This window comes from Parafannyhessea sp., assembly GCF_051876455.1.
In the GTDB taxonomy this organism is placed as follows: domain Bacteria; phylum Actinomycetota; class Coriobacteriia; order Coriobacteriales; family Atopobiaceae; genus Parafannyhessea.
On the sequence record NZ_JBJEHW010000170.1, the window covers coordinates 1 to 9455 of the forward strand.

At 65.5% G+C, this 9455-nt stretch carries 8 protein-coding genes; 1 reads left to right on the plus strand and 7 read right to left on the minus strand.

The features are described 5' to 3' along the window. Together ACI38Z_RS07495 and ACI38Z_RS07500 are read right to left on the minus strand one after the other, a co-directional pair. The coding region (locus ACI38Z_RS07495; RefSeq protein WP_439789567.1) for a glycosyltransferase at positions 1-502 on the minus strand (502 nt) is incomplete at its 3' end. Between the two features lie 214 nt (positions 503-716). Continuing rightward, the gene (locus ACI38Z_RS07500; protein ID WP_439789568.1) at positions 717-1091 is read right to left on the minus strand and encodes a 3-hydroxyisobutyrate dehydrogenase; all 375 of its coding nucleotides are present in this window, start codon (positions 1089-1091) and stop codon (positions 717-719) included. Between the two features lie 121 nt (positions 1092-1212). Here ACI38Z_RS07500 and ACI38Z_RS07505 point away from each other — a divergent pair, with 121 nt between their 5' ends. Further along, positions 1213-1632, plus strand: coding sequence for a hypothetical protein (locus tag ACI38Z_RS07505; RefSeq protein ID WP_439789569.1), 420 nt, complete (start codon positions 1213-1215; stop codon positions 1630-1632). Positions 1633-1653: 21 nt separating this feature from the next. On the opposite strand, the gene ACI38Z_RS07510 is transcribed toward ACI38Z_RS07505, so the two are convergent. The 5 genes from ACI38Z_RS07510 to ACI38Z_RS07530 form a co-directional block, all read right to left on the minus strand. Next, positions 1654-2988 (minus strand): CapA family protein, encoded by a 1335-nt coding sequence (locus tag ACI38Z_RS07510; RefSeq protein WP_439789570.1) that lies wholly within the window; start codon positions 2986-2988, stop codon positions 1654-1656. 130 nt (positions 2989-3118) lie between these two features. Further along, positions 3119-5557, minus strand: a complete 2439-nt coding sequence (locus tag ACI38Z_RS07515) for a hypothetical protein (RefSeq protein ID WP_439789571.1) — start codon at positions 5555-5557, stop codon at positions 3119-3121. A 299-nt stretch (positions 5558-5856) separates the two neighbouring features. Beyond that, positions 5857-7842 (minus strand): FAD-dependent oxidoreductase, encoded by a 1986-nt coding sequence (locus tag ACI38Z_RS07520; RefSeq protein ID WP_439789572.1) that lies wholly within the window; start codon positions 7840-7842, stop codon positions 5857-5859. Positions 7843-7949: 107 nt separating this feature from the next. Continuing rightward, on the minus strand, positions 7950-8468 hold the full coding sequence (locus ACI38Z_RS07525) for an HD domain-containing protein (RefSeq protein WP_439789573.1): 519 nt from the start codon (positions 8466-8468) through the stop codon (positions 7950-7952). A 26-nt stretch (positions 8469-8494) separates the two neighbouring features. Next, the coding region (locus ACI38Z_RS07530; RefSeq protein WP_439789574.1) for an ABC transporter ATP-binding protein at positions 8495-9455 on the minus strand (961 nt) is incomplete at its 5' end.

Consider the following 9455-nt stretch of genomic DNA (forward strand, 5'->3'; position numbering starts at 1 on the left):
CGCGCTTGAGACAGCGCGTGGTGTGGGACCCGCGCGAGAGCCTGCTGCCGTAGGAGACGTCCGCGGAGCCCGCGAGCAGCGGCGTGACCAGGGCGGGTATCGTGTCCAGCTCAGTGGAGAGGTCCACGTCCATGTACGCCACGACCCGCGCGTCGGACGCGAGCCAGGCGCGCTTGAGGGCACGGCCGCGGCCCTTCTCGTCCAGATGGATCGCGCCCACGTGGGCGGGGTCCCGGTCGCCCATCCTGCGCGCGATGGCCAGCGTGCCGTCCGTGCTGGCGTTGTCCGCGACCGTCACCCTCCAGCTGAACTGCGCGTTCTTGCGCAGCCACTGCGTCAGGAGCGTGACCGCGAGGCCGATCTGCGCCTGCTCGTTGTACGCGGGCAGCACAAACTCGACGTCAGGGGCGTGCCCTGCCTGCGTTGCGGCGTTGGTCACGTGGGGTGCCTGGCTCGCGTCCCGGAGCTTGCGTTGGCCTTGCAAGTTAGCGTTGTTCAGCATGGGGGCTCTCCCTTCGCTCGGGCTGGCCTTGTGCCTTGCCTTGCGAAGAGACTACGTGCCGGGGCGGAAACTGGCCTTAAACGGGACCCCCGCTGGCCATGCAGTGCCAACACGGCACAACGCTTCAAGGTATCTGAATTACCAGGGCGAGAAAAACGGCCATCGCACAAGCGATGGCCGCCCACGTGCAACATGCAATCTGCCGGCTGGCTGCCTACAGGTAGACGTCCGGCTCCTCGCGACCGAACTTGGCCAGCAGCTCGTGGCACGGCCTGCATGCGGCGCAGTCGCAGAACCTGGCACCTGCCTTCTTGCGTGCCTGGGAGTGCTCCACCATCTGCTTGGCGCCCTCCTCGCCAAATACCTGCTTGCCCGTGTCAGAGCCCGCGAACGCGATGAGGCTATCGATCGTGGTCTGGTGCTCGCTTATCGCGTCGAGAAACGCGTTCGTCGCGGCGTCGGCGTCCTCTCCCTTGGCGATGGCGTCCTTCCACGCCTGGGCTGCCTTCTTGGTGTCGGCCGATGCCGAGGGTGCGGCATAAATCTCGTCCACCTTTGCGGTGGTGTAGTCGAGCAGTTCCTTCTCCATTGCGGTTCCTTTCCCGAGCGTTGCTCACATGTTTGGCCGAGGGGCACTTATTGCGTCGCTATAGAACTACCCCTTTGGGACTCGACTCTAACAAACGCGCTCGTTCCTCTTCCAGGAGGGCATGGACTCGAGCATAGAGCTCGGCGATGGCACGATGATCGTCTTCGCGAACGCCAGGGGTACGTATGGCGACTACGGTGAAGAGTTCGACGCGTTCCTGAGCTACGTAAGGGATAATACCGTCAAGAGCGAGTACGTCCGACGCGTCGACGACGCTGTCAGGAGGCTGCGGGACAGTTCCGTCTGGAGGCGATCCATGATGCTGTGGTCCGAGAAGTACCGCGAGGAATTTGCCGAGGCCTACAAAGAGGGTGAGGTCAAGGGTGAGGCAAGAGGTGAGGCCAAGGGCGAGGCAAAGGCGTACGGACGCATAGAGTCACTCATCGTTTGCCTCGAGGCGGCTGGCCGTGGTGACGAGATTCCGAAGGCGCTTCGTGACCCCAACCTGCGCGATGAGCTCTTTAAGGAGTTCGGGATCTAGTGCCAGCAAGTGCGCCGTCGCCTACTGGTCGATCTTGAAGCCGTTGCCGATGACCTCGCGCGTCTTGCTGCGGATCCACGTTCCCGGATCCGCCTGCCGCTCGAGGAGCTCGTTCTTCTCTGCAAGCTTGTCGGAGTAGTCGCTCGCGAGGTAGACGGTGTCGACGTCTCCCTCGGCGTGCTCGATCAGCGTGTGCCAGACCACGTTCCTCACGGCGAGGCCGCCCTTGGGCTTGCGCACGATGTCGCAGCTCAGCATGCCCGAAAGCACGCAGCCGGGTACGTGATAGCCGCTCACGAAGTCGCCCAGCCCGTATGCCACGAGCGTCCTGCCGCTGCCGTCCGACCGCTTGACCCACGCCAGCGGCTGGATCACGTGCGCGTGGCTGCACAGCACGATGCCGGCACCCGCGTCGGCGCAGGCCTGAGCTGCAGTTGTCTGCTGGTCGTTGGGGGCGTTGGTGTACTCGGTCCCCATGTGCAGGTAGACCACCACAAAGTCTGCCTTCTTCTTGGCGCGGGCCATGTCCCGACGCATCGCGTCCACGTCCCAGGGCACGGCGTAGTAGTCGTTGGGCAGGTCGGACTGCTGGTAGCCGTTCTGCCCGTAGCTGTACGAGAGGAAGGCGACCGTAATGCCGTTCTTGGTGACGGTGCGGACGTTCCTGCGGTCAGCCTCGCTCGCGTACGAGCCGATCGTGGTTATCTTGGGGTAGCCTGCCCAGACGGACTGCGCGTGCTTGATGGAGTCGACCCAGGTGTCATAGGTGTGGTTGGAGTTGGTGTTCACGACGTCGAACCCCGCGCCCGCGACGGCCCTCGCCATGGAGTCCGGCGTGTTGTAGCTGGGATAGCCCAGGTACCCGAACTTGGCGGTGCCACCGAGCGTGGTCTCCTGGTTGACGAAGGCGATGTCGTAAGAGCGGATCTTCTTGCGCACGTGGGCGTACAGCGGCGAGAAGTCGTACGTGCCGTCGCCCTCGGTGCCGGCCCACGAGTCCGCGTACTGAAGCGTGTTGAGGTTCGCGAGGTTGTCGCCCACCGCGCAGAGGCTCACGCGCCCGCTTCCCGATGACCTGCGGGCTGTGGCGGTGGTCTTCTCGCCCTGGGGCGCCGCCGTCGGCTTCGAGCACGCCCGCCCGATCGCCACGACCGCAACGACGGCAACCAGGGCACACGCGAGCAGGACCGTGAGCGTCCTGCCGTTGCGGTGGCCTCCGTCATGGCCGCGAACGCCGTCACGCGGGCGAGAAGAACGCGTGTCGCGTGGGTGGCCCCGCCTCGAACTTGCAGGCGTCCGCCTCCGCTGGCTCCCGGTGGGCGTCTCCCTGTGAGGCTTACGGTTCTGCCCGGCCATCGCCGCTCCTTCGATTTCACCGTGTACCTGCGAATTCAGTTTAGCCTAAGCAATGGGCGGGGCGCCTGGCCATTGCGTCCAGGCGCCCCGCCCGTCGTTCGTGCGGTAGGGACTTGTCGCTACCTGGCGGCTACTCGCCGCGGTCGTGCTTCCTCAGCATACCGGAGGCGCCGACGGATCCCAGGCCGACCAGGCCGAGGATGCTCGCGATGAGCCCGCCCGTGGCGCTGTCGCCCGTCTTTGGAATGGCGGTCTTCGCGACTGCGGCGGGCTTCATGTGCTTGGGTGCCGGCTTGGGTGCGGGCGTCACGGTCTTGGCAGGCGTCGGCTTCTGGGGCTCGGGCAGCTTCTCCCAGATGGCGTACAGGACGTCGTTGTCCTTGCCGTCCAGGAGGTCGTACTCGTCCAGGGAGTCGCGTGCCGCCGCGAGTGCGGCGTCAACGATGCCGTACCATGTGCCGGTGCCGTCGGCCTTGGTGTTCCAGCCGATGAACTTGTAGCCGGCGCGCATGAACGCGTTCTTCCGCACGCTCACCCTCTTGACCCAGCGGCCCTCGTCGTTGATTGCGCCTGCGCTGGGGTCCATGGTGCCGGTGGCGTCCTTGGCGTTCTTGTTGTACACGAGGCTGTCCTTGTAGATGTGGGCCGCCTTGATGGCGAGGGGATTATCTGCCGAGGATTCGTACGTGCCGGCCTTGACCGCCTTGGTGTAGATGTCCTTGGTGGTTCCGTCCTTGGGAATGTCACCCACCCAGCGGCCACCCTTGGGCTCGGCCTGCTTGCCAGTGGAATCGGGATTGGCAGGCTTGATCGTGGAGTCGTCGTACCAGCCGTCGATCAGGTCCTTGCAGACGTTGTTCTGCTGCCCGTCGAGGTAGTACTTGTCGCCCTCCTGCACGGCATCGCCAATGGTGATGGTGCCGGTGGAGTAGATGTCGTCACCCGACTTGGTCGCGTTGTTGTTGTAGATGACGGCGTTGGCGGGCAGGGTCAGGATTCCGGTGTTCCAGATGCCGCCGCCGTTGGTGGTGAACTCTTGGCCAGCCTTCTCACCGTGTACACCAACGGTCTTCAGGCCGTTGTTCACCACGTGGAGCTTGGAGCCGGGCTTGAAGGTCACGACCGGGGTGAGGGTCTTAGACTTCTTGATATGGATGCCGACGTCGTAGTTGTCGTGCACGTCCACAGTGGAGGTGCCGTCGATGGTCGCGTCGTTCCTCAGGCGAATGGAGGCGAACAGGTCGGGCTTCCAGGAGTGCCATCCGTTGTCGCTGACCTCGACGAACGAGTGGTTCTTCACGTTGAACTTGCCCATGACGTCGAGTCCGCTGTAACCGTTGACCGTGGAGCAGAACGTCGAGCTATCGAAGGTGGTGTCGTTGGCGGAAAGGCCGTGGCCCGCGTTGTTGTCGAACGTGACGGTCGACCTGATGGCCGTAAACTTACCGCCGTTGGACGCGTTGTCTGTGCAGTTCTTCACCGTGAACGTGGAGTCCTCGACGTAGACGGTGGGGGAGTTGACGTAGCCGCGGTTGGTCCCGTCGATGGTGAAGGTGGAGCCGTTGCGTACGAAGATGCCCGAGTTGGCGGTGCCGCCAAGCTGTATGCCTTGACCAGATACTCCCTTGGTGCGTAGACCCTTGATAGAGAAAGTCGAGTTGTCGACGTTGACAGTGACGCCACTGTCACTGTAGATGGCACAGTTGGCGCCGGTCTTGCTGTCAAAGATGTATTCGATTGATCCACCATTGATTGCACTGATGGAGCCATTGACGTCCATCAGGAACCAATTCCAGGCTTCGGAATTATTAGCCGCAACGCGATTTGCATCGGACTTGATTACCAGGTGAGCACCGTCAACAACGAGCTTATTGTTGTAGCGCCAGCCAAAGATGTCGAACGTCATCGTATGGCCACCGGTGATGGTCAGACTCTTGTAGAAAGTCTTGACGGGCTTGACGTCCTTGAGGAGCGTGACCGTTCCGCCATCCGCGGCTGCGTTGATGGCGGCGTCGATGTCGTCGTAGTCGGTCTCGCCGACCCTGGCGACGGCGCTCGCGGCGGGTGCCTTTGCGGGAACGTTCTGGGCGAGAGACGCATGCGCCTTTGCCGACGCGCTCTCGGCAGCGGTCGTGCTAGCGGTGTCGGACGCCGAGGTGCCCTCCTGGGCGGGCGCGGTTGCCTGCGCCGCGCCGTCCGCCTGCTTGTTGCCGGTCTCGGAAGCGGAGCCGGTTGCGGTCGAGGCTGCCGGCTCGTTGGACGTGGTGGGCGCCGCGACAGGCTCGGACTTGGTCTCCGTCGTGGTCGCGGCTGCCGGGGCGCTGGTCGTGGCGACGGAGTCGCTTGCGTTTGCGGCTGCGGGTGCCTGTGACGTCGTGGCTTGGACCTCGAGGGCCGTTGTCTGGGTCTGGACTGCAGTCGCCTGAGTGGTGTCCGGAGCGGTGGCCTCGGCCGTCGTGACCTCCGCTGCCTGTGCGATACCGGGCGTGATGGCAACGGCGATGGCTGCTGCGGCGGCAGCTCCCATCGCGCGTTCCTTACGAAGCCGTCTTGCGGTTTTACCTGACATGGTATACCTCCTTTTACGGCAATGTTGTATATAAGCATAGTGAAGTATCACTCAGCTGAATCATAGATGTCTTAAAAGTAGGTATACGTGTCCATAATGACGGCAAATGGCACCAAGTCACATCGGCTGAATTTTCAACGCTATAAGTCATGCAACTATGGGGACTGAAGAGCAATAAGGAACCTGAAAGTTTGTGCCATTAACGTAAAGCCTCGCCCGGAACGCGGTGCCAGGCGAGGCTCTGTTCTTCTCGCCCGCGGAGCGATGTCATGCTTGCCGTGGGCTTTTAAATTCGATTGCTACAACGTGTGTGCGACCTCGTAGGCGTCCCAGATGGACGTGAGGATGTTGCCCACGTGGCGCTCGTCACCGATTTCGTGTACCTCGTAGCCGCGTCCGCGCAGGTCGGGCGCCATGGACGGGTTGGGCCTGAAGCCGACCGCGATGATCACGGTGTCGGCGGGCAGGATCTTGGTGCCCTTTGGCCCCTGGACCTCGGCGCCGTAGTCGCGCACCGCTGCGATGCGCGTGTCGGTGAGGATCGGCGTGCCGTGTTGCGCGAAGGCGTCCCGCAGGTACATGGTGTTGGGCAGCGGCACCGCGGGGCCGGAGCTCAGGATGGACGGCAGCGCCTCCACGATGGTGACGTCGTGCCCCTTGTTGATGAGGTCGAGCGAGATCTCGCAGCCCACGAGGCCACCGCCGACCACGACCACGCGCTGGCCAACCCTCTCCTCGTGCAGGAGCGCGTCGATGCAGCCGAGCGTCTTGGGGTGGTCGATTCCCGGGATGTTGGGCATGACGGGGGAGGAGCCGTTGGCCAGGATGACGGCGTCGGGTGCGAGGCCGTCGATCAGCTCGGGCGTGGCCTCGACGCCCATGCAGACGTCGACGCCCCAGTCGTACAGCTCGCCCTGGTACCAGAGGTTGAGCTCGCGCACCTCGCTCTTGAAGTCGTGCGCGCCGCCACTGATGAGGTGCCCGCCGAGGCTGTCGCCCTTCTCGAACAGCGTGACCTTGTGGCCGCGCATGGCGCAGGTGCGCGCGGCTTCCATGCCGGCGACGCCGCCGCCCACCACGACCACGGACTTTGGCTCGAGCGCGGGCTTGGGCGCGTAGTCGCCGTCGCGGCCGACGAGCGGGTTGACGGCACAGCCGCTCGGCAGGCCCTGGAAGAGCCTGAGCAGGCAGCCCTGGTTGCAGGCGATGCAGGGGCGGATCTTGTCCGGCCGGCCGATGGCGACCTTCTTGGGCAGGTCGGGGTCGGCCAGCATGGGACGGCCGATGGCGATGGCGTCAAAGGCGCCGTCCTCGATGCAGCGCTCGTCCGCGTCCACGTCGCCCATGCGGCTGCCGCAGATGATGGGGATGTCCACGGCCTCCCTGGCGGCGCGGGCCAGCTCCTCCATGTAGCCGCGCCTGACGTACATGGGCGGGCAGGCGTAGTAGAAGCTGTCGTACACGCCGGTGTCGACGTCGAGCCCGTCCACGCCGGCCTCCTCGAGGATGCGGCAGATCTGGACGCCCTCCTCGAGCGTGCGGTACGCCTCGCCCTCGCCGTCGACCGAGCCCTGGTTGAAGCCCCTGGCGTACGCCTTGAGTCCCAGCCTCACGGTCACGGCGAAGTCCTCGCCGCAGGCACGCTTGATGCCCTCGGCGATCTGCGTGCACATGCGCATGCGACCTCGCAGGTCGCCGCCGTACTCGTCCGTGCGGCGGTTGGTGAGCGAGGACGCCATCTGGTCGAGCAGGTAGCCCCAGTGGATGGCGTGGAGCTCGACGCCGGGGTAGCCGGCCTCCTGCACCACCTGCGCCGCCTCGACCATCATCTGGATCTTCTGCCTGATTTGCTCCGTGGTGAGCACGGGGTTCATCTGGTCGGTCGTGCCAAAGTAGGGGTTGGCGCTGGGGCCGTACGAGCCTGGGCTGTTGCGGCCGAGGCCCGCGGATATCTGCACGAACATCTTCGCGCCATACGCCTCGAGCCGGGAGAGAAGCGCGGCCGAGCTCACCTTGAAGGCCTGGCGGGACGCGGGCGTCGCCATGAACGAGGGGCCGAGGGCGCCCTGCGGGTCGATCTTGTAGTCGGTCATGAGGGCGCCGGTCTGCACCAGGCCCATGCCGCCCTGCGCCCGCCGCACAAAGTACTCGATTCCCTCCTTGGAGAACGAGCCGTCGGGCGCAAGATAGTAGCCCGTGGTGACGGGTGCCATCACAAAGCGGTTCTTTACCTGCACCTTCCCGATGGAAAACGGGCTGTTGAGCGCTGCGTACTGGTCTGACATGTCCCCTCCGATCGCCGTGCGGTTGGCACGATTCTACGGAGGGCGGTGGCACCTCCGCATTGTGGCGTCGGCGGGCAGGGGAGAAGGGCGCGCGAGCGGGGTCGCCGCTACAGCGCGGCCAGCAGGACCTCCACGGCCGGGAGGTACTTGCGCCTGACGCGCTCCACGTCCTTCTCGCCCGCCTTGGGGAGGCGCGCCAGGTTCATGTTCTGCGTGAGGTCGGACAGCTTGACGAGGATGGCAGTCTGGTTGCCGCTTTCCGCCACGCGGCGCACGTAGTCTGGGTAGGGGAGCGCCGGATCGTGCGTGAGGAGCGTGACGGCGTCCGCCACGGCGTCGCCAAACCGGGTGCGGATGCCGTCCAGCGGGACGCCCGCGTCCTCGACCACGTCGTGCAGGAGCGCGGCCGCCATGGCCGTGGCGCCGTGGGCGCGGACGCCCGCCGCCACCATCACGGGGTGCAGGATGTAGGGCCGGCCCGCCTTGTCGGCCTGCCCCGCGTGCGCATTGCGAGCGAGCTCGTAGGCCGCGCGGACCCGGGGGTCGCATCCCAGCAGGGCCTCCGCCACCGCATCCACGTTGGCGTTTGCGTCCATGTCCGTGTTGCCTGCCGTCGCCATGCCCATCGCGCCTCCCGGGTCGCCTGGCCTGCCTAGTCGAGCTCGCGCTTGCCGGTGTAGAGCTGCCAGTACTCGCCGTGCTGCGCCAGGAGCTCCTCGTGCGTGCCGCGCTCCACGATCCTGCCGTGCTCGAGCACCATTATCGCGTTTGCGTTGCGCACGGTGGAGAGGCGGTGTGCGATCACGAACACGGTGCGCCCGCGCATGAGGGCGTCCATGCCGCGCTCGATCAGGGCCTCGGTGCGCGTGTCGATGGAGGATGTGGCCTCGTCCAGGATGAGGACCGGCGGGTCGGACACCGCGGCGCGCGCGATCGCGATGAGCTGGCGCTGCCCCTGGCTGAGGTTGGCGCCGTCCGACGTGATGCGCGTGTCGTAGCCGTGCGGGAGCCTCTGGATGAAGGAGTCCGCGTTGGCGACGCGCGCGGCCGCGCGGACCTCCTCGTCCGTAGCGTCGAGCTTGCCAAAGCGGATGTTGTCCGCCACCGTGCCGTCGAACAGGTGCGTGTCCTGCAGCACGATGCCCAGCGTGGAGCGCAGGTCCGCCTTGCGGATGTCTCGCACGTCGATCCCGTCGTAGGTGATGGCGCCGGAGCGCACGTCGTAGAACCGGTTGATGAGGTTGGTGATGGTGGTCTTGCCCGCGCCCGTGGACCCCACGAAGGCGATCTTCTGCCCGGGCTTTGCGTAGAGCGAGAGGTCCTCCAGCACCGTCTGGCCCTCGTCGTAGCCAAAGGTCACGTGGTCGAGCCGCACGTCGCCGGCCAGTGGCACCATGCCACCGCCCGGCAGGATCCAGCTCCAGCCCGCTGCCCCGGCGGCCATGCGGCGCTGGGAGGCCGCGCTCCTTGCCCCGTCGTCCTTGGGCTCAGCGTGGCGCACGATGACCTTGCCCTCGTCCACCTCGGGCTCGAGCTCCATCACGGCAAAAACGCGCTCCGCGCCGGCGAGCGCCGTCAGCACGAAGTTGCCCAGCTGCGTGAGCTGGTTGAGC

Excerpts from the sequence above, each read along its gene's own strand:
- ACI38Z_RS07510 (WP_439789570.1), bottom strand. The coding sequence starts at position 2,988 with ATGGCCGGGCAGAACCGTAAGCCTCACAGGGAGACGCCCACCGGGAGC.
- ACI38Z_RS07500 (WP_439789568.1), bottom strand. The coding sequence starts at position 1,091 with ATGGAGAAGGAACTGCTCGACTACACCACCGCAAAGGTGGACGAGATT.
- ACI38Z_RS07505 (WP_439789569.1), top strand. The coding sequence starts at position 1,213 with ATGGACTCGAGCATAGAGCTCGGCGATGGCACGATGATCGTCTTCGCG.
- ACI38Z_RS07515 (WP_439789571.1), bottom strand. The coding sequence starts at position 5,557 with ATGTCAGGTAAAACCGCAAGACGGCTTCGTAAGGAACGCGCGATGGGA.
- ACI38Z_RS07520 (WP_439789572.1), bottom strand. The coding sequence starts at position 7,842 with ATGTCAGACCAGTACGCAGCGCTCAACAGCCCGTTTTCCATCGGGAAG.
- ACI38Z_RS07525 (WP_439789573.1), bottom strand. The coding sequence starts at position 8,468 with ATGGGCATGGCGACGGCAGGCAACACGGACATGGACGCAAACGCCAAC.